Source organism: Streptomyces sp. NPDC001020 (genome assembly GCF_053599115.1).
The window spans coordinates 1-22,086 of the sequence record NZ_JBSFLQ010000046.1; the positions used below are offsets into that span (position 1 = coordinate 1).

Consider the following 22,086-nt stretch of genomic DNA (forward strand, 5'->3'; position numbering starts at 1 on the left):
CCAGCGCCGCGCACTCGTCGGCGAGCCGGGTCAGCACCCCGGCGTGCCAGTCGGGGTCGGAGACTCCGTCGACCAGCAGATGGCCGCCGTTCGCGTGCAAGCGAACACCCGTGCTGCGCACGGGTGTTGCGCTCCCGCTCCGCGTGAGCGCCAGCGGGACGCTGCGCTTCCCGCGCAATCCCGGTGCTGCGCACCGGGATTGACGCTCCGTCCGCTGCGCTCCCGGAGCGGCGGGGGCTGCGTCCCCGCTCCCGGGATTCCGTTTCAATCCAGCCCTCTCGGGCGGGGTCCGCTGCACTTCCCCCGCCCGAGAGTCCTTCCGGCTTCGCCTCCAGGACAAGAGTCCGCTGACGCGGACTCAAGCTGGCTACGTGGGGAGGGGGGTGCTCGTTCGTGCCGGGTTCCAGCGTAGCGGCTGCATCAACCTGATGCAGCATGTACCGTTGGCGAAAACACAGGACACCCCCCGCCACCTTGACCGATGAACCTTTTGAAAATATGTCGAATCCTGAATCCCGGCGTTTCGGAGGTGCCACGTACCGAATGATCGCTGCGCTCGCTTCGCGCGTCCTCGCGCGAATTGCCCGCCTCCGGCACGAAATACGGCTGGTTTTTTTGCAGGATTTTTATTAGTTGAGGGTTTGTCATATTCGTTGTGGAGAGTGGGGTTCCGAGGGAGTCGCCGATTCCTTCAAGCCTTGTTGTATGGGCGGGTCTTGAGGAATGTCTGATTCTCTTGAAAACGACGGGACTTGAATTGTATTCCGTAGTTACTCTCTCCACGGAATACGGGGGTGGGCATACGGGCCCCGGAGGGGCCCGTATGCCCGTTCGGGGGTGAGGGGGTTGGGCTCCCTCCGGGAGAGCGGGTGCCGGGGGGTGGAGGAGAGACGGACGGGGAGGGCAGGGAGCTGGAGAGGCGAGGGGCGGGCCCCGGGGTCCTGTCCCTCCCCCCTGCCCTCCGTCCGGACAACGCCCCCACACCCACGCGATGGCGCGGCGGCGCGGCCGACGCGCAGCAGACACCAGCAGGCCGCCCCGATCCCCGAAGCCAGCCACCCCACCCCCCATTCCTCACTCATCCTTCAACCGGCGCGGGAAAAGTGGCAGCAGAGGGGATGTCAGACGCCCGACCATGTGCGGGAACTTTGGTTGACCTGCGGATACGCCGACCCTCCCGGAGGGGCTCGCGCAAGAGATGTCGCAAGAGATGTCGCAGGAGTAGCCGCAAGAGAAGGTGCAAGAGATGTCGCAAGGTTCGGCGTTTCGGGTGCCTTCCGAGGGCAAGGAGTGTATTATTGATTTTGAAGTCGGGCGGCAACCTGGCTCAGTCTCAATCACCAACACAAGGAGCACCTTTGAACACGGAAGCGGAAACCGTTGACGCGGTAAGCCGACTCACGATCCACATTGCTGGGGAGCACGAGACCGACGCATCTATTGGTCTGACGCTCATCCCCCTTCTGAAGATTCCCACGGCCATCATCGAATTCCGGCACCCTACCGGCGCGCGCGTTTGGTGGGAAGGCTGGTGCGAGGCCGCCGCAATGCTCGACAGGATCTTTCCCGAGCAGGTCGACGCAGGAGAATTGCTCGAACCCGAATTGAGCATCAATTCGTTTGTAATTCTGGACAACGCGCCCCGACGCGCCAAGATCCGGGCCCGCAGCGCGGCAGTGAGCCCCGACGGAATCGGCGCACTGTCCGTCACCGTCGGAGGCCTGACGATCGCGTGCGCGTCCCGCGCGGCTGTCGAGTGCCAGGTGCGCGGGTGGCGCGAGGCGTACGACATGTTCGCCAGCGACGGAGGGTTCGGACTGCCGTCCGCCGACGACGTGGCCGCGCGCGTACGGGCCGACCACGCCCGCCACGGGGCCAACGAGCTGTTGACGGCCGCTGAGGACCAGCGGGCAGCCCGGACGAAGTGAACCGCCCAGGGGGGCGACCACTGGTCGCCCCCCTCCCGCAGCCACAGCCACAGCCACCAGAGAGGGGACAGCATGACCGCCACAGGACCGATCAGCCGGGGGCAGCGGGTACGCATCGAGCGCAACCCGACACGGAGTCTGGTCGCCCACGCCCGCCCGAGGACCGCGACCCGGCCCGCCCCGTGGCCCGAGGTATGGGAAGGCACCGTGTTGCAAGTGGCGTACGACGAAGACGAGTTGACCGGCGTCGAGATCTACGGCAAGCGCGAGAGCACCGGCGAGACGAAGCGCGTCACGTTCAGCCTCAGCCGCAACCCGTTCTTTCGTACGAGCGTGACGCCGGTGGAGTCGCCGTAACTCACCAGGTCCGGGGGGCGATTGAGGGTTGACGATCACCCCCAGCGAGAGTGTATTATTGATTCTGCGGATGAGCGGCAACTCACCCGCCGCCAACTCAACCACCCAAGGCAGGGGAACGATGAGCGAGTACCAGGACCACGTACGGCAGAGCCTCGAAGGGCAGAACGTCGACCCGGGCGAGGATCTCGGCATTGACGCGATGCGGTGGACGCCCGACCCCGTCAGCGAGGACGAGGCGACGCAGACCGCCGCCGACACGGCGCACGCGTTGCTCGACCGCGCCGCCGACGCGTACCTATCCCTCCTGAACGCCGTTCTCGGCGACGGGACGCACCACATGGTGGCAAGCGCCAGCACGCCGCACGGCGACCTCACCGAAGGCCAGGAACTCACCGTCATCGGTGACGCCCTGATCATCAACGAGGCCGCATCCATGCGCGTCTGCGCCGTGATCGCGGCAGGCATGGTCGGGTGCGGAACCGGCGGACTGGTCGTGCGCACCTTCGGCCCCAACGGGTCGGAGTTCGTACGCGGCTGGAAGGTCCGGAACTTCTGGCTTCGGCCGCTCACCGCGCACGAGATCCGGGAGGCGTACACCGTCATCCCGGAGACCGGCGAGCCGGTGGCCCCGGAACCGGGCGTGGAGTACCGGCAGGCCGAGCGGGTGCCCCGCCCGGACCAGGCCCCGACGCACGGCGCGAGCGCCAGCCACACCGCGCCCCGGGACAACCGGCCCCCGAACCGCCGCCACTGAGCACCACCCGCCGGGGTCGGTCACCCGACCGGCCCCGGCGGGAACGCCCCTGCCTCGCCCTGCCCTGCCTCCCGGTGTGAGCGGCAACTCACCCGGCACCAACCCGACCAGGAGTGAGCCGACATGACCGCGACCACGCGCCCCGCCAGCAGCACGAGCGCCCCCGCCCAGGCGCCGGCCCCTGCCGAAGTGCCGGCGCCCACCGCCCCGCCCGCCGAGCAGCCCCACACGGCGGACGCCCGAGGGCTGGCCCTCCCTCGCAACCTGGCCCGCCTCACCGCCCAGGCCGAGGAGGCCGGATGGACGGCCACCGTCCAGACGCAGCCCGGACGCTGCGCGCTGCTGCTCACCGCCCGCCAGGAGGTCGGGGAAACCGTCCTGCGCTGCGTGTGGCGACTCACCGCCCGGGGACACCGCTGGGACGGCGCCACCCTCACCCGCTACGGCCAGACGGCCGCCCAGGGCATCGCATGGCGCGCCGTCGCGGACCTGGTGGCCGCCGAGGCGCCCACCGCCCGCACACAGCCGACCGTGCCGGACCGGGCGGACGCTCCGGCGCCCGGTCCGGCCGAGACCGCGGCGGAGACTTCGGCCCCCCGGAAGCGTGCCCGTAAGGCGCCGTCCGTGGCGGAAGTGGAGCGCGCGCGTAGGGCGGCGGAGGAGTGGCCGGAAGCGATGGAAGCGCGGTCGCTGGGCGACCGTTACGAGGGGAAGTTCCGGCGCTCCGACCTGCTGTCGGAACTGTCCGTGTGCGGTGAGCGGTTCCCGTTCCGCTTCCGTTTCAAGTCGGGCGGCGGACACACCGTGACCCTTCCGACGGGGGACGTGCGCGGTACATGGGGTGAGGTCACGGGGGCCGCTATCGCGTACGTGATCGCGGAGCGTCCGGCGGCGGTGCTGCGCGCGACGGCCGAGACGGCGCGCGTGTACGGCATCCATGCGGAGAAGGCGGCGGAGCGGGCGCAGGAGAACGCGCAGACGGCCGTGTCGGTCGGCATGGCGCACGCTGCCCTGGACACGGTCCGTGCGTTCGCTCAGCGCATCGATTGGGACGGGTTGACGGACGAGCAGTACGACAGCGCCCGGAGTGCGGTCCGTGAGGCCGAAGAGTGCGCAGAGGGGGCAGAGTCCGCGTACGGGCGGGGCGACGTCGAGACGGCCCGTTGGGAAGCGCGTGACGCTCTCGCCGTCGTGCGCTGGTTCGGGCTTGACATGCCGTCGGCTCAGGAGTGCGCGGAGCGTGCGCCGGAACCGCGCGCGGTTGCTGGGCGGGTGCGGCCCCACGCGTCGGCGTTCCTGCTGCGCATCATCCGCCCGGGGTGGGAGGGGCCGGCCGAGAAGATCGAGGTTCCGGCCGGCGACGCTCCGGCCGGTAGCGGCGTGACACCGGACGTTCCGGCGGTGTTGCCCGACGTCGTGTCGGACCCCGGCGGGGTGGACGGGTGGGAGACCGACGGGGGCGCGGTTGAGGTGCTGCCGGTGATCTGCCACGGCAACGGGGGTGGGGTGTTCCCGGTGGCGTTCCGTGGCCCGTATGAGGGCACGGTGCGGGTGTCGCGGGCGTGGCTGACGGAGCGTGCGCGCCGTGAGCTGACCGTGGCGCGTAAGCGGCTGACGGCGGCGGCGGAGGACGCGGAGACGTGCGCGGCGTGGCGGCGGGATGCGTACGACCTTCACCAGGAAGTACGCCAGTCGGCTGGTGTGCTGGGTGAGCGGGTGGTGGTGCATTACGAGACGTCCGGCGGGTGGTGGGAGCGTCCCCGTGAGGCCTCGTTGGCGGCGGACATGCGGCGGATGCATGCGCGGGATGCGGTCCGGCGGTGTGAACGTGAGCTGTCCGGCCTGGAGGCGGAGGCGGCGGAACCGGGGCGCCGGTCAAAGTCCGCGCGTGCGTTCCTGGCGCGTGCCGTGTCTGGGGATGTTCCGGCCGGCCGCGGGGCGTGGGTGTCCGCCGACGGCGGTACGGCGGTGATGTTCGAGCTTCCCGCAGACATCGACGTGAACCCGGACGTGAGGCACGGGGAAGCGAACGAGCAGCGTCGGGCATTCGTTGACCTGTTGGCCGATGCCGTGGCCGCGCGGGATGAAGGCCGCGCGCTGATCGGCCGTGACCTCCCGTCGAAGAAGACGCACGGACGTACGGCCGGTGTCGAGAAGGGCCAGGCGTCCGCCTCCGTCAAGGGCCTGGACGTCAAGCCCTGGAAGGCTCCGAGGGTTCCGTCGGGGGGCTCGCCGCTGGATATCGAGACGCTCGCCACGTGGGACACAGTGGGGGACGTCGTGGCGGAGACTGAGGCGGCCCCCGGGGTGTGGCTGCCCATGGCCGCCGTGTCGTTTGCGGAAACGGCCATGGCCAACGGCTGGACGGTGGCCATGCAGCGCAGCACTGACGGGGGCATGGTCGCGGTGCGCGTCGCCGGTGTCGCGGTCAAAAACGGTGAACCGCTCGCCTATGAGTTGCTCGCGGTGTGGGACGGCGGGATGTTCCGTGAGGACCGGTCGGCGGTGTGGGTTACCGGTCGGCGGGTGACGCGCAAGCGCACACCGTTGTGGTCGGCGCCGGTCCGGGTGGGCCGGTCGGGCAAGCACCAAGAACCGTCGATGTTGTCGACGGTGCAGCATGCGGCGGAGCCGGGCACGCTCGCACGGGTCTCGCTGAGCAGCTCAGCGCCTGCCCCCGAGGGTGTGAGCGACCCCGGCGGCATGGACGGATGGGAGGGCGAGGGCGGAGCGCTCGCGCGGGATGATGGCAGAGAGCTCCCCCCGCCGGCAACCCGTGACGAGGCGTCCGCGCGGGAGGCTGACGTGGTGTCCGACCCGTCCGGGGCGGACGTGTGGGATGCAGAGGGCGGCACGGTGCCGGGCGTCGACACCCCGGCCCCGTCGCGGCGGCTGTGGCGGTTATGCCGATCGACTGGGCGAAGCCTGCCGGGCTCGGTGACTGCGCGGCGGCAAACACGTGTGGCGGGTTCGGGGTGCTGCTGTGGGACGTGCCCGGCTGTGCTCCGCGCTGCGCCGAGTGCGCCGCACGGGTCATGGGGCACTCTCCGGCGGCGCTGCGCGCGCTCACCCTGCCCGGGGACATCGTGGAAGCGGAGGAGGGGGCCGATGCGGCGGACATCTAGGGTGTTGCCCCTCACCGAATGGCGTATAATTGATTTTACGAGCAAGCGGCAACTTGCTCAACACCAACCGGCCGCACGAGGAGCAATCCGTGAGCGACACCGCAACGACCACACCGATGCAGCGGGTCACGCTGCAACTCGGCCAGATCCGCGTCAACGAGAACAACGTCCGCCAGGACCTCAACCTGGACGAGAAGTTCCTCAAGTCCGTCGCGGCCAACGGCGTGAAGGTCCCCGTCGTGGTCCTCCCGCTCGGCGAGGACACCTACGAGCTAAAGATGGGCCACCGGCGCTACTTCGCCGCGCGGGCCACCAAGGAGACCGAGGCGGAGCAGGACGCGATCGAGATCCCCGCGTACGTGCTCGACCCCTCCCTGCGCGAGGCGGGCGAGGACTTCATCGACCAGCTCATCGAGAACGACGACGACTACCGCCGGGGCCTGACCGAGCTGGAGCAGGCCGACGCCCTGTTCGGCGCGGTCGGCGCGGGCATGAAGCAGGCCAGGGTCGCTGAGCTCACCGGCCGCTCCCGCAGGGACGTGTCCCAGGCGGTGAAGACCGCCAAGTCGGTCGGCGCGCGGACCCGTTCGGCACTCGCCGAAGCCGGTACGTACGACCTCGACCTCGAAGTCCTCGGTGTGCTGGGCGAGTTCGATGACGACGCCGATGCCGTCAACCGGCTCCTGGAGGCCTACGCCAAGGGCCGCTTCGAGTTCCAGGTGCAGTGGGAGCGCGACGACCGCGAGGAGCAGCGCGCCCGCGCCGAGGTCCGCCCGCAGCTGACGGCGGCGGGGGTGCGACTGGCCGAGGACGGCGACACGCTTCCGGCCACCGTCGAGCCGCTCAGCGAGCTGGACGGCCCGGACGGCGAGCCCATGAGCGTCGAGGCGCACGCCGAGTGCCCCGGACACGTGGCGACCTGGGCCGAGAACCCCCGCGAGCCCGGCGAGGTGGAGTACTTCTGCACCGATCCGGAGCGCTTCGGCCACTACCCGCCCCAGGAGGACGCCCCCGAGACGGACGGCGGCCAGGACGAGGAGCAGCCGCAGGCGAAGGGTGCGGCCAAGCCGTCGGAGCCGTCCCGCGAGTACGTCAAGGCGGGCAACAAGGCCTACCGCGCCGCCGAGAAGGCTCGGCAGGCGTGGCTAAAGGATCTCATCGGCCGCAAGACCGCGCCGAAGCCGCTCGCGGCGTTCATCACCGAGCTGCTCCTTGCCTGCCCCAAGCCGGTGGCTCAGTGGGTGGGCGACGCGGGCCGCCGCGACCTGGTCAAGGAGCTGACCGGCTACGACAACCCGGCCGAGCGCGCCAAGTCGGCGACCCCAGCCAAGCTCACCCTGCTGAACTTCGCGGTGCTGGCCGCGACGTTCGAGAAGCGGATGGGTGAGGTCCGCACCTGGCGCACCGACAGCACCGCCCGCTCGGCCGTGTACGAGCTGCGGGAGATCCGCGAGGACGCCCGCACGTGGCTTAAGTTCCTCGCCGAGATCGGCCACCCGCTTTCCAGCGTCGAACAGGCCATCGTCGACGACGAGCCCTACCAGGAGGGCCAGTCGGACGCGGCCGACGCCGACGGACAGGCCGACGAGGACACCCCGGACAACCCGGACGCCGTGAGCGTCGAGGACTCCGAGGACGCGTCCTGACCTGCTGCCCGGGTCGGACCTGACAGTCCGGCCCGGGCCCCCTCCCCCTTCCCTCTCTGCGCGCCGCCCGCCCGGAAGGCCTCGCCATGCTCCGCTCCGAACTCCGCCTGAACGCCTCGCTGTTCGTCGCCCAGGCCGCCGTCAGCAACCACACGGGCCTGATCGCCCGGGCCGGGCTCGCCATGCCGGCCGCGCCGTTCGGCTCCCCCGCCTGGCAGCTGCCCGCCCTTCTCTCCTACCTTCACCGCCTCCACCAGGACGAGGAGGACCCCTCCCCCGAACTGTGGCGCGCGCACACCGAGCGCCAGACGGGCCCGGTGCCCCGGCCGCACATCCGCTATCAGGCTGACGGCCTGCACGATGCGGACGCGGTGTGCGTGCTCGACATCCAGCTCGGCCCGCGCGACGAGGCCACCGGCTGGCCTGCCGCCGACGTCGCCGTCATCGAGCAGGAGGAAGGAGCCTGCCCCTTCGGACGCGTCACCCGCCGCCACGGCGTGGAAGCGATCGCCGCGTACACCGCCCAGGAGCTGACCGCCGAGCACGCGGCGCTGATGGACCGCGCCCGCCAGCACCAGGACGCCTACTTCGTGCGCCTCGCCGGACTGGCCCAGCGCGCCGCCGAGTGGGCCGACAAGGTCCGCGCCGCCGCGCACGCCGATGCCGTCCACGTCCAGGCCGACCGCGCCCGGGCCCGCATCACCCGCTGACCGCCCCGCACACCTGCGCTACTGCCGCCTGTGGAGGCCTGCGCCAAGTACGAGTTCGAGCCCGCCTCTCCGACCTATGCCATCTCCGACACCATCGTCGAACACCACCTGCGCGGACGTGACCGCACCCACGCCGACCTGCCCGGCGGCTACCGGCTGACCCTGCGCACCCGCGAGCGCCACGGCCAGCTTGAGGCCACTCTGGCCGCGCCGTCGCCCACCGGCCCCGCCCGGATCTGCACCGCGCGCATCAGCGCACACACCCCGACGCCTGTCACATCGCGCATTCTCGACGCGGTCACCCGCTACGCCCCGGCCCTGCCCGCCGCCCGCGACGCCCGCCCGCCCCTGCAGGCCGTTGCCCACCTGCTCACCACCGGCGCCCCGTTCCAACGGCCCGACGAGCCCGGGCTGTTCGTCCAGTTCGGGCATGCGGAAGCCTGGCTGGAAGGCAGGCGGCTCAGCGTCACCCTGGGCAGCCCCGGCAGCGGACTCAGCCTGGTCCTGGGCGGCCCGTGGGACGCGCCGTCCACCGCCCGCCTCACCGCCGCCGTCCTGCGCGAGCTGACAGAGGCCGCACAGCTCGCCGGCCACGTCGCCGCGCTGCTGAAGCCCGGACCGTGGCAGGTCCTGTCCGACCAGTGGCACCCCGACGCCGCCCTCATCCTGCCCGCAACCCGCCGCCCGGACCCAGAAGACCCGCTCGGCCGCCGCATCTCCCGGGCACTGCGCACGGTGCAACACGACCTGCGCTCGGCACAGCCGGACTGGGACTTCCAGGACCTGATCGCCGCCGAGGGCTCGGCCGTGGCCCTGCGCGTCACCCTGCGCGAGCGCGCCGTCCCCCGCATGGTCCGCAAGGTGGTGATGCTCGATGGCTTCGTCCCGGACGAGGTGGGCAACACCCGCACGACGTTCACCCCTGCCGACCTGCCCGCGCCTCCCGACTTCGCTCCGGCCCCACCTCCACACGAAGTCCCGTCCCTGGACCTCCACGTCGCCCCGAAGAACGAGCGCCACTCGTTCGGCGTGAAGCTGGAACTCGGCGACTGGGCGTACGCCTTGGAACCCCGAGCCGTCTTCTACGGGCCCGGCTGGTACCCCTTCCACGAGCACGTGACGCGCCGGGAGAAGGACCCCACCGCCCCGCTCCATGACCGCGACGTGCCCACCGGGCGCACCGTTCCCGCACGGGTGCAACTCTCCCCCGACGTCGAGAACTTCTCCTGGGCCAACGAGTACGTACAGCTCACCCCTGTCGACCACCGGGTCGAGGCGCGGCTGCACCTGTACGTCGGCCAGGAGCGGGGCTCCACCCTGGTGCGCACCGTCACGCTGGAGATCGACCTACGGGCGAAGCGGGTGATACTCCCCGCCCAGATGCCCACAGCCCTGCGTCACCAGGCGGAGGTCAAAGGCCGGCGGATCCTCGATCTGCTGCTGGCCGCACGACGCGAACGCCGACGAGGGGCGAGCGAGCCGCGGGCCGTCCTCGCTCCCTGGAACCGCGGCGACCCGCCCAGCGCGGACACCTGACGCAGTTCACCGACCGCGACAGCCACACCCACTCGCCGTTTTGCCCCACCGCCGGTCCGGGGCGGCAACCCCGGACCGGCCTCCCACCAACCCGCCCGAGTACAGCCACCAAAGAGACTCCCCCGTGAACGCCGTACTCACCACCCCAGCCCACCCGGTGCCGGACGCCGCCGGCGGACACCCCGAGTCCCGAAGCGTGCACCTGCACGCCCGCCGTCCGCTACGCCTGCGGCCACTGCTACCACGACCAGTGCCTGGACTGCGGGTTCTGCACCATCGGCAGTTGCGTCTGCCGCTGCGAATACGGTCTCGGCTTCCACCCGAGCGAATCGCCGGCCGACGGCCGATGTTCTGGATCGGCGGGCACCACGCCAAGCGGCTCTCCACGTGGGGCGTGCCGATGTGCGTCTCGCGTTCCACGCTGACCCGCCGCGCAACCCTGCCGCGTGCCGCCGAGGCATGGCTGTACGACTCGGGCGCCTTCTCCGAACTCGACAACCACGGCAGCTGGACGGTCAGTCCGTACGCCTACGTCCGCGAGCTGCGCCAGTTCCGCGACGGGATCGGTTGGCTCGTCTGGGCAACCGCTACCCGGACATGGCGTGCGCGGGGCTGATGTGGGTCCGCAGGACTGGATGTGCGAGCCCGACATGATCGCCAAGACGGGCCTGTCGGCTCGTGTGGCCTTATCTACACCTGTCAAGTAGCTCAGCAGGTCACGGGCTCGTAGCCCAGGCTGTCATGTAAGGCACATGTCTCAACAACTCGTCGACTCTGCGGATCGCGCCGCTGAAACTGGTGTGTCAGGGGAACAACCAGATTGCGGATCGGCGCGGTCGCGAGGCGCTGATGGCCCCAACACCTTCCTGGGGGTAGCGGTGACCGGATCCACGAGCGGGGACTCGCCACTCAAACGCGCCCGCCTGGCACGGAACCTGACGCAGGATGAAGCTGCCGATGAACTCAATGCGATCACCGGCGGATCAACGGACGGCAGTGCGATCAGCACCTGGGAGGCGGGGCGCAAGCGCACGGGCGCACGGAACCGCCGGGGCCTGAGCCAGGTCTACCGCGAGCGCGCCGAGATCCTCTTCGCCCATCAGGACGGGACCGACAGTGCGAGCGACCTGGAGGCCGTCGGCACCGACGTGGTCGTGCGGGTGCTCACCCGGTACACGGACCTCGTCGAGGCCATGGTCGAGGTGGTCGCCGGAGCACAGGAACAGCTGGTCGTCACCGGCTCACGCAGTAGAGAGAAGGCCTACCTCGGCGCGATCGAGACGGCAGTGGCCCAACGCCCGGATCTCGTGCACTACCGGATTCTGTACGGGCCGCCGCGCCATCTGGCGCTGTCCGAGGACCTGGTGCGGCTTCTGGAACTTCGGGATCCGGCCGAGCGCCGCAACGGGGTCAAGACCCTGCACATCCGGGTCGTCGAGCCGCTGCAGGCGATGGAACGGTACTTCGTGGCCTCGGAGAACGCGGCGGTGGTCCCCTTGCCCTCATTCCATGGAGCGGAGGGCTTCGACTGCGGAATTCTGTTGGGCCGCGAAGCCGCGGTCGGACTGGTGCAGCATGGCCGGGAGGCGTGCGCGTCCGCACGGCCGGTGGAGACGTTGGAGGCCGTTCACCGGGTGCGAGTAGTTGAGGTACAGGAAATCCCGGTGAGATTGATCATGAGCGGCTAGCACACCGAGCCGGGTGCCGCTGGGGTTCGCGGAAGGGGCCGGTGGCGCTGTTCAACCACGCGGTGACGTACCTGCGCCGGCACCGGGTGCTGCTGCCGGGTGTCTCGGTGCTGGCCCGGCAGGTGTCGGAGGCCCGTACGGCGGCGGAGCGGCGCCTGTACGAGGCGGTGGCGCGGGCCGCGGACCGGGCCGATCCCGCGCTCGCGCCGGCGCTGGCAGTGCTGCTGGATGTGCCGGAGGGCAAGCGGGTCTCGGAGCTGGAGCGGCTGCGCACCCCGCCGGTGAAGACGACGGGCACGGCGATGGTGCGGGCCATGGAGCGGGTGGAGGAGATCTCCGCCTTCGGCCTGGGGCGGGTAAACCTCTCCCGGGTGCCGGTGAACCGGCTGTCGACGCTGGCCCGGTACGGGCAGCTGAGCAAGGCGCAGACGATCATGCGGGCACCGGAGCCGCGCCGGACCGCCCTGCTGACGGCGGTGGTGCGTCAGCTGGAGGCGCATGCGGTCGACGACGCGTTGGACCTGTTCGCGCTGCTGATGGCGACCCGGCTGATCAGCCCCGCCCGCCGGGCGTCGGACCGGGATCGCCTCGCGATGCTGCCTCAGCTGGAGAAGGCGGCCCGCGTCCTGGCGAAGGCGTCGAAGATCCTGACGGAGGAGCTGGACCTGGTCGCCGAGGCGGGCACGGACCTGGACGTCGCCGCGCTGTGGGCGGCGGTGGAGGATGCCGTGCCGCGTACGGCGGTGGCCGGGGCGGTGGCGACCGTCGAGGCCCTGGTGCCGCAGGACGACGGGTCCGCGGAGGCGGCGATGCGGGAGAAGCTGGCCCTGCGCTACAACACCGTGCGCCCGTTCCTCTCCCTGCTGGGCGAGTCGGACGCGCTAGACGCTAGCCCCAGCCGGGCGGCGCATCCTCAAGGCGGTACGCCGTCTGCCCGCGCTCTCGCGCCGCCGGGTGAAGGACAGGTCATTGCTGCCCCGCGAGGTCGATGCCGAGCTAGTGCCGGCGATGTGGAAGGGGGCGGTGTTCTCCAACTCGAAGTTGCCGCAGGGCGCGGTCGACCGCGACGCGTACGTGGTGTGCGTGCTGGAGCAGTTGCACCGCGCCCTGAACCGGCGCGACGTGTTCGCCGCCCCGTCCAACCGGTGGGCGGACCCGCGGGCCCGGCTGCTGGACGGGCCGCGGTGGGAGGCCATGAAGGCGGACGTGCTCGCGGGCCTGAGCCTGTCCGACGACGTCGGCGAGCACCTGGCCCAGCTCACCCGGGGGCTGGATGCCGCGTGGCGGCAGATGGCGGACCGGCTCGCCGAGGCCGGGGACGAGGCGAAGGTGGAGATCGTCGTCCCGGAGGGTGGCGGCCGGGCCAAGTTGTCGGTGGACAAGTTGGGTGCGGTGGGCGAGCCGGAGTCGCTGACCTGGCTGAGGACCACCACGGAGGCGATGCTCCCCAGGATCGACCTGCCGGACCTGCTGTTCGAGGTCCACTCCTGGACCGGGTTCCTCGATGCTTTCAAGCACGTCTCCGACCGGCTCACCCGTATGGAGGGGCTGCTCGTCTCCCTGGTGGCGCTGCTGGTCTCGGAGAGCTGCAACATCGGCCTGACCCCGGTCATCGACCCGGAGAACAAGGCGCTGACCCGCTCACGGCTGTCCCACGTCGACCAGAACTACCTGCGCGCGGACACTATCGCTGCGGCGAACGCGGCGCTCATCACGGCCCAGGCAAGCATCGAGCTGGCCCAGATGTGGGGCGGCGGGCTGCTCGCCTCCGTCGACGGTCTGCGCTTCGTCGTCCCCGTGAAGAGCATCAACACCGCTCCCTCGCCAAAATATTACGGCTATAAACGGGGCCTGACCTGGCTAAACGCAGTCAATGACCAGGTCGCGGGGATCGGCGCGATGGTCGTGCGCGGCACCCCACGCGACAGCCTGTACACGCTGGACACCCTCCTCAACCTCGACGGCGGGGTGAAGCCGGAGATGGTGGCGACCGACAACGCCTCGTATTCCGACATGGCGTTCGGCCTCTACAAGATGCTCGGCTTCCGCTTCGCCTCGCGTTTCCGCGACCTTGCCGACCAGCGGTTCTGGCGGGCCGACCTGCCGACGAGGAGGCGCCGGCCGCCGGATACGGGCCGCTGGAGGCCATCGCCCGCAACAAGGTCAACCTGAAGCGCATCGAGACGCACTGGCCGGACATGCTCCGGGTCGCCGGATCGCTGATCACCAACCAGGTCCGCGCTTACGACCTGCTGCGGATGTTCGGCCGTGAGGGCCACCCCGCCTCGCTGGGCCAGGCGTTCGCCGAGTACAGCCGGATCGACAAGACCATGCACCTGCTCGCCCTGGTCGACCCGGTCGACGACACCTACCGGCGGCTGATGAACCGGCAGCTGACCGTGCAGGAGTCCCGCCACCGCCTCGCCCGCGCGATCTGCCACGGAAGCCGGGGCCAGATCCGCCAGGCGTACCGCGACGGGCAGGAGGACCAGTTGGCCAGTCTGGGACTCGTCCTCAACGCCGTGGTCCTGTGGAACACCCGCTACCTCGACGCCGCCGTCGCCCAGCTCCGCGCCGAAGGCCACGACATCAAGGACGAGGACGTCGCCCGGCTCTCCCCGCTCAAGGACCGGCATATCAACTTCCTGGGCCGCTACCTGTTCAACATCAAGGCAAGCGGCCCCGGCCAGGGCCTGCGTCCCTTTCGGGACCCGGACGCTATCAAGGACGACGAGGACGAGGATTGATCCCGCGCACCCGACCCGTTGGCCCTGTACTCCCGAAGCTGCGGCGAAGTGACAAGTAGCTGGGAGTGAGGCTCTAGGTACCGCTCCCTTTGTCACCCGGATCGGGCCGCTCGCAGCTACGGTAGACGCCCATGAACGCCTACGACCGAGCCGTGCAACGCGCCCTCGCCACCACCGGTCACACCCACCTCACCACCCGTCAGCTCGCCGCGCTCCTCGACCGCACCGAGGAAGCCATCCCGCACGCACAACACCTCCAACGCCTTCACCCCGGACACGCCACCACCCGCGACCGCCTGCACGCCGCCGGCATGACCTGCGCACGGATTGGTCTCCACGAGGACGGCGACCCGGAGTTCCTTGACGCGCTGCTGCAGGAACTCGCCCACACATAAGCCTGGCAACAGCCCACCGTGGCCTGGTACTCCCGAAGCTGCGGGAGTACCAGGCCACGTTAGGAGGTTCGTCTGTTCGCCTCCACGAGGAAGGCATCGCGAGCGACGCGAGAGCGACGTCGCGGCAGTTCCGGCAGCGAGTATCGATGAGGATCATCGCTGCCTGCCTACATCAGACCGCCTCTCAGAACACGATCGAGTGCTGCCCGGCCTACAGGTCCCCATGCCGGCTTGCCGCCAGGAAGGCCCTGGTCTCCGTTCTGGCCCATCAGCATGAGGAACAGGCTCTTCAGGGCGGCCAGCCCGCGGGCCCGCCGGATCGTCCCCTCGTCTGCCTGCGCGTATGCGTCGAAGAAGCGTGAGGTGGCGCCCGCGGGAAGGATGACCCATGCGGCGGCGAGGTCCCACGCCGGATCACCGGCGAACATGGCATCGAAGTCGATCACGCCCGAGAGCGTCCCGTCCGAGACGACGACGTTCGCAGGATGCAGGTCGCCGTGCACCCACAGCGGCGGGCCCTCCCACTCGGGCGCCACGACGGCGTCGTCCCAGACGGCCCGGACCTCGGCGGCGAGGTCGTCGGGGACGACGGCATGGAAGAAGTGGTCGAAACCGTCCGTGCACTTCTTTGGGTGATCGCCGCGGTCCTCACTGATTGGCGCGTCTTCAGGCGCCTCCACGTGGAGCGCGGTGAGGAAGGCCGCCAATGTGTCGGCCGCGTGGTCGCCGCGGCTGATGGAGGTGCAGTCCAGTGGCTCGCCGGGAACCCACGTCATGATGGTCCAGGGCTTCGGGAAGCGCGCGGACGGTTCGCCGATCCGTACGGGGTTGGGGACCGGGAGCGGCAGGCGCGGGGCCAGGACGGGCAGCCACCGGCACTCCTTGCGCAGGAGGTCCGGGGCACCTTCTGTACGCGGCATGCGCACGGCCAACCCGTCGCCAAGGAGCCACATTTGGTTGCCCCACCCACCAACCACCTCGCGGATGGCCAGTCCCGCGAGGTCAGGATGCTGCTCCCGCAGCAGGTCACGGACCAGGTCCGCGGTGATCTCGATCTCGACGTCGCTCATGCGTCGCCACAGTACCGGTGCGCCGGTGCAGGATCCGCTGGTGATCCGCGACCGGTCAGCCGCCCGAACCGGTGGCCGACGGAGGCACCTCGACGACGAAGAACAGGAGGTTGGGACTGGTCGAAAGGCCCTGGAAGCTGTCTGGGAACAGCTCACGGGCGGCCGGGTCGGGCTGCGGCTCACTGAGGATGCAAAGACGGAAGCCGGCGGTGGTGAGGGCATCGGTCATCGCGTGCAACGGCCTGCGCCAGAACTCCATCGGGACGGACTGCCCGTTGAGTGTCCAGTCGAAGGTGTAGCTGGTGGTCGCGTGGTAGTCGGGCCGGGGATCCCGGTGCGCGTAGGCCGCGAAGGGGTGGCCCACCGACGCGATCAGCCGGCCGCCGGGCCGCAGCACCCGCCGGAACTCGGCGAGCGTCGGCCCCCAGTCCTCCAGGTAGTGCAGGACCAGTGACGCGACCACGTCGTCGAACACACCGTCATCGAACGGCAGCGGGTCGCACAGGTCGACCACATGCAGGGCCACGTCGTCGCCGAGTCGCCGCCTCGCTAGCGCCAGCATCCCGGCGCTGGAGTCGATGCCGGTGACGACGGCGCCGCGCTCGCGCAGCGCGGCGGCCAGCGGGCCCGAGCCGCAGCCGGCGTCCAGGATCCGACGGCCGGTCACGTCCCCTGCGAGGGCCAGCATCGCTGGCCTCTCGTAGTACGCGTTCACGAGGCTGTTGTCGGACTCCGCGGAGAACATCTCTGCGAAGCTGTCGTAGTCGTTGGCCTGGTTCCGATCCGCGGACTTCATCGTCGCAGCTTAGTAGTCACATGATCCGCCGGGCGGGCCCCCACACCCACCAGCCACTGAACCTTCGCCGCGCGAGTTCACACGCGTCCGGCCGCCGCCTGACCGCCCCTCGCTCCTTCAAAAAACCATGTTTTCTGAAGATCGCCCTGAGGGGTCGCCCGGACCCCGCAGAGACTTCAAGAACCCCTTCAAAAACCTGGGCTGTTCAACAACCTCAGACCACCCTTTTCTGACATGATCCGGGGCCATGAGTGACCTCCCGGAGCCGTCCGGTTATCCCGAACTCCTCGTCGCCGAGCCGCTCGTCCGCACCGAGATCAAGATCGGGTACGCGCGGGTGTCGAGCGACGGGCAAAAGCTCGACCGGCAGATCGATGCCCTCACCACTGCCGGATGCCGGAAGATCTTCGCGGACAAGAAGTCCGGCAAGAGTGCGCTCCGCCCGGAGCTTAAGGCGTGCCACGCCTTCCTCGACGCCGGCGACACCCTCGTTGTCCCCTCGCTCGACCGCTACGGCCGCAGCCTCCAAAACCTCATCAACATGGTCGCCGAACTCCGCGACCGCGGCATCGGCTTCACCTCGCTGCACGAGAACCTCGACACCACCACCCCCGGCGGACGGCTCGTCTTCCACGTCTTCGCCGCCCTCGCCGAGTTCATCCGCGAACTCATCGTGCAAGGCACCCGGGAGGGCCTGGCCGCCGCCCGCGCCCGCGGCCGGGTCGGCGGACGCCCCACCGTCGCCACGGAGGAAGTCATCAAGGCCGCCCGCGACCTGCTGCCCGACCCTGACCGCTCCATCACCTCGATCGCGAAGCTCCTCGGCGTCTCCCCAGGCACCCTCTACAACCACATCCCCGACCTGCGCGACCTGCGCGCCGGCGCCGTCCCCCGGCAGCTCGAAGCTCGTACGAGGTAGGCAAAGCCCAGCAAGATCGTTCTCACCAGGATTTCCTGTACGCCAACTACTCACACCCGGGCCCCCAGGCCGCGCACGGCATCCGCGCCGCCCAGGCCGACCTACTCGACGCGCTCCCCGGAGTCCGCCTCCCCGACGTTGACGAGCTACGAGACCGGGGCGTGCTCGGCTCCCTCCCGGCGACATCCCCCTCCCCGCGGCGGACCCTCGGAGCCGGCGGCCGCGCCGACGAGGAACCGCCCCACCGCCCCCACCTGACACGTCCTCAGTACGAGCCGCTGAGGGCTCGATAGAGCGCTGCGGTGTCACAGCATTTTGTGACAGTGCAGGTCAGCGCGTTGGAGGCGATCAGGGTGCGGTTGGCGGGCTACATCAGGGTGTCCACCGGCGGACAGCTCGACGGGTTCGGGCTGGAGGACCAGGAGCAGATCGTCCGCTGGTGGATCCGCCAGCACGGACACCGCCTCGTGAAGCTGTTTGTCGAGAAGGCCGTGCCGGGCACCGTCGCCGGCGACGAGCGGCCGGAGTTGGGCGCCGCCCTCTCGTGGATCGAGGACAGGAAGGTCGATGGGATCGTGGCGCCGAACCTTGACCGGCTCGCGCGCGAGCTCGTCGTGCAGGAGGCCGCTCTCGCTCAGACGTGGAAGCACGGCGGCCGGGCGTTCATGGCAGACCAGGGCGAGATCCTGCCCGACGACCCCGAAGACCCGATGCGCACCGCCATGCGCCAGATGATGGGCGTCTTCGCCCAGTTGGATCGGGGGATGACCGTGGCCAAGCTGCGCCGCGGCCGCCGCATCAAGGGAGAAAAGGGCCAGTACGCCTACGGCGCCCCGCCGTACGGATGGCAGGCCCACAAGAACGAGCTGACCGAGGAGGAGATGGAGCAGGCCGGCCGCGCTCGCGCACGCCAGCTCGGCGATGAGGACGAGCTGTCGTACCGCGAGATCGCCGCCGCTCTCAATGCCGAAGGCATCCGACCGAAGCGGGGTGATCGATGGCATCCAGAGACCGTGCGGCGGATGCTCGCCAACCCCGGCAACAGGCCCCCCACGCTGCGCAAGCGGTAGTGGAGAACGTGGACAACGAGTTCGACGACAAGGTCGAGGTCGACGCCGTCTTCGCCAAGGGGGCACGAGACGGAGTCGGCGTGATGCTCTGGGGCGGCGTGTTGGGGAAGCGGTAGCCGCCCGGCAAGGACATCCGGTGGCGTCCATGTACGTGCCGAAGTTCCTGACACTCGTGCGGCGAAGGGCGACCATCCTCCACGCCGACGCCAAGTTCGGCGACTCGATGGAGCGCACCGTCGTCCGCTGTGCCGAAAGGCACGTGTTCAGTACCGTCTCGATGACCTCGTTCATCAACGACTCCGTGGAGAAGGTCGTCGGGTTCATCAGGCAGATGAAGCGCTTGTTGTCCGAGGGCAACACCTTCTAGAAGGTCTTCCTCCTGGAGCCCAAGGACAAGGTTAAGAGGCTCGACAGAGGTCGCCGAGAAGGGCTCTCGCCTGTGAAGAAGACGGTTCGTCAGTCAGCAGGGGCGCGAACGTGGTCGGCGCAGAAGAGCAGTTCTCCGCTCAAGGCCGACACGGACAAGACCTACTTCGTGTGGTGACTTCCGTCACGCCCCGGAAGGTGCGACGTCGCCCCAGATGTCATCTCGACGAACGACCGGCATAGCTCTGAGCTGCACGAATACCCACCAGCGGCGCTCAGGACGGAGCACAACAACCACGCTACACAACCACCGGAAAGACGTTCCCTCCGCTCAGTGCCTGACGAACCGTCAGGCACTCGAACGCACTTCCGGGTGCCCGCTGGTTGTCAGCGTGCTGAGTAGGGTTTTCCTCACCGAAATCCCTTCGGCATGACGAAGGGGCCCCATTCGCGCGCCGGCCGAGTGGATGTCCCTCTCGTTGTGTCGAGCGACCCGTCCTGCTGTGAGGAGACCCGACCGAGTGACGCCCCTCAACCGAGCATTGTGCACCCCCCAGCCGTCTGTCGGCGGGTGCATCCAGCGCGGGTGGCGTTACAACCGTCAAGTCCCCACTGCGTACCCTTCTGCTCTGACCAACAGCACGGTGAAACAAGGACATCCGGGCGGAGATCGACATGGGCCCTGGTTGTTTGAGTCGCCCCCCGCGCCAACGGGACGTTGTGGGTCACTACGTAGTCCGATGCCCGCACTCGACATCTGGAGGCAAAAAAACGACCCCCCGCGCCAACGGGGGGCCGCTCACGTAGTCCGACAGTCCGCCACCCGACTCGTGCTCCTGCCAGAAGCCGACATCAAGATTGGATCGAAGCCATCAGCGCTGGAACCGAGACTAAGGGGCTGTGCGCCCTGAAGTCACACTGGGGGACCCCATTTCGCCCTTTCCCCTGCACGATGCCCTTTGCCAAGCCGCCCTTCGGCGGTGCCCGATGATGCAGATGCTCATCATCGGCCTTGCGCTCGGCGGAGCCGCGGTCTACGCGGCCTACCGAGACCAAAAGCTGGGGGCGGCCATAGTGGTCGGCCTCACCGTGGTCACTGTCTTCTTCCTCCTCATGGACAGGGACCCGTCCGCCGCCATGCCGCAGACAGTGGTCCCGTCGGCACCCACGCCGACACCGGTGCCGCCCTCTCAGTCGGGACTGCCCACTCCGTAGGAGATCCCGCACACCGGGCAGGGCGTGATCAACGGCCATGTTGGTCACGCCCTCGCTGCGGACGACGACCGTCGATCCGCTGCCGGCCATCACAGTGGGCCCGGTCACTTGGCCCTCACGGACCGGCCTGACCAGTCCGCCACCCACTGGACACCCTTCCTGGACACCCGCAGCAGCACCTCGAGAGTCGTGCGGGCGGCGTTCGGCAACCGATCGGTTCTTGGACACACAGCGGAGCGGGCCATACGACCAGGACCCCCTCCGCGCCGCCCTCGAGGCACGCGGCATCGGCTACGTCCTGGCCGTCGCCTGCTCGATCCGGGTGAGGATCAACCACGGCCGTACTCCCGTCCGCGCCAATACCGTCGCAGGCCGCCTGCCCGCCACGGCCTGGCACCATCAGAGTGCCGGCAACGGCGCGAAAGGCCCGCGGTATTACGACTGGGCCTGGATCCACATCGGCACCGGCAGCCATCAGCACCTGCTCATCCGACGCAACCGCTCGAAACCGCACTGGAGTACTAAGCCCTCGCCCCTGCCAGCGATGCGTCCTGGACCAGAAGATCCGCGACCTCATCGGTGACAACGCCGGGGCTGTCGCACCCGAACTTGCTGCCTTCCACTCGGCATTGACGGACGCCGAGCGCCCGGACGTCGCACTGGCCTGGATCTCCCGAGCAAAGGCCCGGGACCTGCTGAAACGCATAGGCCGCGACGAGCGTCCCGTCACCCACGACCTCCTCGACGAACTTCCGCCAGGCAAAGTGCTGGCCCACCTTCGCAGCGTCCTCGTCGCGACGGGCGCCCTGCCGCCGCGCGACGAACGGCTCGTCGCTCTGGAGAAATGGATCAACACCACCGTCCAGGCGCGCACGGACCTCGCCGAGCGCCGGATCCTGCACGGTTACGCAGTCTGGCACCACCTGCGCCGACTCCGCCGCCGAGTCGGCGAACAGCACACCACTCAACTGCAGGACATGAACGTGCGCTGCCACGTCACCGCGGCGTACAACTTCCTCACCTGGCTCGCCGGCGAAGGTCTCACCCTGGGCGCCTGCACACAAGCCGACCTGGAACGCTGGATGACCGATCGCGCCTTCCGCTACCGCGACGAGACAGGCCACTTCGTCCGCTGGTCCGTACAGCATCGCCATGCGCACGGCCTCACCTGCGGCGCCGTCCGCTGGACGGGCCCGCAGGGCACCATCGACAGCGAGAAACGCTGGGCCGACGCACGCCGCCTTCTCAACGACGAAACGCTACCCACCGCGGACCGAGTCGCTGGACTGCTGTTGATCCTCTATGCGCAGAAGATCTCCACCATCAGCCAACTCACCGTCGAGGAAGTCGACATCACCGGCGAGACCGTCGCGATCACCTTCGGAACCTCACCTGTCATCCTCCCGATGCCGCTGGGCGCCCTGGTCCGAGAGCTCATCGCGACCCGACGCGGCAAAGCCAAGATCGGTACTCCGAACGACGTCCCGTGGCTCTTCCCCGGAGGACAACCAGGGCGTCCACTTAGCGACAGCCAGGTCGGTCTACGGCTGCACAAGATCGGCATTCGACCCCAACAAGACCGATCCACCGCCCTGTTCACCCTCGCCGCCGAACTGCCCGCCGCCATCCTCGCCCGGATGCTCGGCGTCCACATCCAAGTCGCCGTCCAATGGCAGAAGGCATCCGGCGGCGACTGGGCCGCCTACGCCGCCGACGTCAGCCAGAGACGAAGACCATGACCGAGGCCTTCCGAGGGTTCCG

Annotated in this window: 18 protein-coding genes and 2 pseudogenes; 18 read left to right on the plus strand and 2 right to left on the minus strand. The window is 69.5% G+C overall.

Going from position 1 to position 22,086, the window contains the following annotated elements; translation table 11 throughout:
* Positions 1 to 1,298 precede the first annotated feature (1,298 nt).
* From ACWDEX_RS31740 to ACWDEX_RS31795, 12 genes and pseudogenes are all read left to right on the plus strand, one after another.
* Positions 1,299 to 1,928, plus strand: coding sequence for a hypothetical protein (locus ACWDEX_RS31740; RefSeq protein WP_450467920.1), 630 nt, complete (start codon positions 1,299 to 1,301; stop codon positions 1,926 to 1,928).
* Between the two features lie 72 nt (positions 1,929 to 2,000).
* Complete coding sequence (locus tag ACWDEX_RS31745) at positions 2,001 to 2,285, plus strand: hypothetical protein (protein WP_450467921.1); 285 nt, start codon at positions 2,001 to 2,003, stop codon at positions 2,283 to 2,285.
* A gap of 121 nt (positions 2,286 to 2,406) precedes the next feature.
* Positions 2,407 to 3,042, plus strand: a complete 636-nt coding sequence (locus ACWDEX_RS31750) for a hypothetical protein (RefSeq protein WP_450467922.1) — start codon at positions 2,407 to 2,409, stop codon at positions 3,040 to 3,042.
* Between the two features lie 2,903 nt (positions 3,043 to 5,945).
* A complete protein-coding gene (locus tag ACWDEX_RS31755) occupies positions 5,946 to 6,167 on the plus strand; it encodes a hypothetical protein (RefSeq protein ID WP_450467923.1) in 222 nt (73 codons plus the stop codon).
* An 89-nt stretch (positions 6,168 to 6,256) separates the two neighbouring features.
* On the plus strand, positions 6,257 to 7,813 hold the full coding sequence (locus tag ACWDEX_RS31760) for a ParB/RepB/Spo0J family partition protein (RefSeq protein WP_450467924.1): 1,557 nt from the start codon (positions 6,257 to 6,259) through the stop codon (positions 7,811 to 7,813).
* Positions 7,814 to 7,899: 86 nt separating this feature from the next.
* A complete protein-coding gene (locus ACWDEX_RS31765) occupies positions 7,900 to 8,523 on the plus strand; it encodes a hypothetical protein (protein WP_200702456.1) in 624 nt (207 codons plus the stop codon).
* Between the two features lie 30 nt (positions 8,524 to 8,553).
* Positions 8,554 to 10,059 carry a hypothetical protein gene (locus ACWDEX_RS31770; RefSeq protein ID WP_450467925.1) on the plus strand — a complete coding sequence of 502 codons (1,506 nt, stop codon included), beginning with the start codon at positions 8,554 to 8,556 and terminating at the stop codon, positions 10,057 to 10,059.
* Between the two features lie 124 nt (positions 10,060 to 10,183).
* The gene (locus tag ACWDEX_RS31775) at positions 10,184 to 10,675 is read left to right on the plus strand and encodes a deazapurine DNA modification protein DpdA family protein (protein ID WP_450467926.1); all 492 of its coding nucleotides are present in this window, start codon (positions 10,184 to 10,186) and stop codon (positions 10,673 to 10,675) included.
* A gap of 19 nt (positions 10,676 to 10,694) precedes the next feature.
* The gene (locus tag ACWDEX_RS31780; protein ID WP_450467967.1) at positions 10,695 to 10,766 is read left to right on the plus strand and encodes a hypothetical protein; all 72 of its coding nucleotides are present in this window, start codon (positions 10,695 to 10,697) and stop codon (positions 10,764 to 10,766) included.
* Positions 10,767 to 10,937: 171 nt separating this feature from the next.
* Complete coding sequence (locus ACWDEX_RS31785) at positions 10,938 to 11,747, plus strand: XRE family transcriptional regulator (RefSeq protein WP_450467927.1); 810 nt, start codon at positions 10,938 to 10,940, stop codon at positions 11,745 to 11,747.
* 32 nt (positions 11,748 to 11,779) lie between these two features.
* Positions 11,780 to 14,494 (plus strand): annotated as a pseudogene (locus ACWDEX_RS31790) (Tn3 family transposase); the annotation flags it as partial.
* 131 nt (positions 14,495 to 14,625) lie between these two features.
* On the plus strand, positions 14,626 to 14,889 hold the full coding sequence (locus tag ACWDEX_RS31795; protein ID WP_319696500.1) for a hypothetical protein: 264 nt from the start codon (positions 14,626 to 14,628) through the stop codon (positions 14,887 to 14,889).
* 167 nt (positions 14,890 to 15,056) lie between these two features.
* Here the strand turns inward: ACWDEX_RS31795 and ACWDEX_RS31800 are convergent, their stop codons facing one another.
* Entirely contained in the window at positions 15,057 to 15,959 is a 903-nt protein-coding gene (locus ACWDEX_RS31800) for an aminoglycoside phosphotransferase family protein (RefSeq protein ID WP_450467928.1), read from the minus strand.
* Positions 15,960 to 16,014: 55 nt separating this feature from the next.
* Entirely contained in the window at positions 16,015 to 16,755 is a 741-nt protein-coding gene (locus tag ACWDEX_RS31805; protein WP_450467929.1) for a class I SAM-dependent methyltransferase, read from the minus strand.
* Between the two features lie 247 nt (positions 16,756 to 17,002).
* Here ACWDEX_RS31805 and ACWDEX_RS31810 point away from each other — a divergent pair, with 247 nt between their 5' ends.
* From ACWDEX_RS31810 to ACWDEX_RS31835, 6 genes and pseudogenes are all read left to right on the plus strand, one after another.
* Positions 17,003 to 17,674, plus strand: coding sequence for a recombinase family protein (locus ACWDEX_RS31810; protein ID WP_450467930.1), 672 nt, complete (start codon positions 17,003 to 17,005; stop codon positions 17,672 to 17,674).
* A 302-nt stretch (positions 17,675 to 17,976) separates the two neighbouring features.
* Entirely contained in the window at positions 17,977 to 18,744 is a 768-nt protein-coding gene (locus ACWDEX_RS31815; protein ID WP_450467931.1) for a recombinase family protein, read from the plus strand.
* Between the two features lie 136 nt (positions 18,745 to 18,880).
* Positions 18,881 to 19,111 (plus strand): hypothetical protein, encoded by a 231-nt coding sequence (locus tag ACWDEX_RS31820; protein WP_450467932.1) that lies wholly within the window; start codon positions 18,881 to 18,883, stop codon positions 19,109 to 19,111.
* A 986-nt stretch (positions 19,112 to 20,097) separates the two neighbouring features.
* Positions 20,098 to 20,325, plus strand: a complete 228-nt coding sequence (locus tag ACWDEX_RS31825) for a hypothetical protein (protein WP_450467933.1) — start codon at positions 20,098 to 20,100, stop codon at positions 20,323 to 20,325.
* A 244-nt stretch (positions 20,326 to 20,569) separates the two neighbouring features.
* A pseudogene (locus ACWDEX_RS31830) lies at positions 20,570 to 20,863 on the plus strand (IS701 family transposase); the annotation flags it as partial.
* 91 nt (positions 20,864 to 20,954) lie between these two features.
* Positions 20,955 to 22,064: a hypothetical protein gene (locus tag ACWDEX_RS31835; RefSeq protein WP_450467934.1), complete on the plus strand. Its 1,110-nt coding sequence runs from the start codon at positions 20,955 to 20,957 to the stop codon at positions 22,062 to 22,064.
* Positions 22,065 to 22,086: the final 22 nt, after the last annotated feature.

Coding starts and splice junctions, on each gene's coding strand:
- ACWDEX_RS31745 (WP_450467921.1), top strand. CDS start 2,001: ATGACCGCCACAGGACCGATCAGCCGGGGGCAGCGGGTACGCATCGAG.
- ACWDEX_RS31750 (WP_450467922.1), top strand. CDS start 2,407: ATGAGCGAGTACCAGGACCACGTACGGCAGAGCCTCGAAGGGCAGAAC.
- ACWDEX_RS31755 (WP_450467923.1), top strand. CDS start 5,946: ATGCCGATCGACTGGGCGAAGCCTGCCGGGCTCGGTGACTGCGCGGCG.
- ACWDEX_RS31765 (WP_200702456.1), top strand. CDS start 7,900: ATGCTCCGCTCCGAACTCCGCCTGAACGCCTCGCTGTTCGTCGCCCAG.
- ACWDEX_RS31795 (WP_319696500.1), top strand. CDS start 14,626: ATGAACGCCTACGACCGAGCCGTGCAACGCGCCCTCGCCACCACCGGT.
- ACWDEX_RS31800 (WP_450467928.1), bottom strand. CDS start 15,959: ATGAGCGACGTCGAGATCGAGATCACCGCGGACCTGGTCCGTGACCTG.
- ACWDEX_RS31805 (WP_450467929.1), bottom strand. CDS start 16,755: ATGAAGTCCGCGGATCGGAACCAGGCCAACGACTACGACAGCTTCGCA.
- ACWDEX_RS31810 (WP_450467930.1), top strand. CDS start 17,003: ATGAGTGACCTCCCGGAGCCGTCCGGTTATCCCGAACTCCTCGTCGCC.
- ACWDEX_RS31825 (WP_450467933.1), top strand. CDS start 20,098: ATGATGCAGATGCTCATCATCGGCCTTGCGCTCGGCGGAGCCGCGGTC.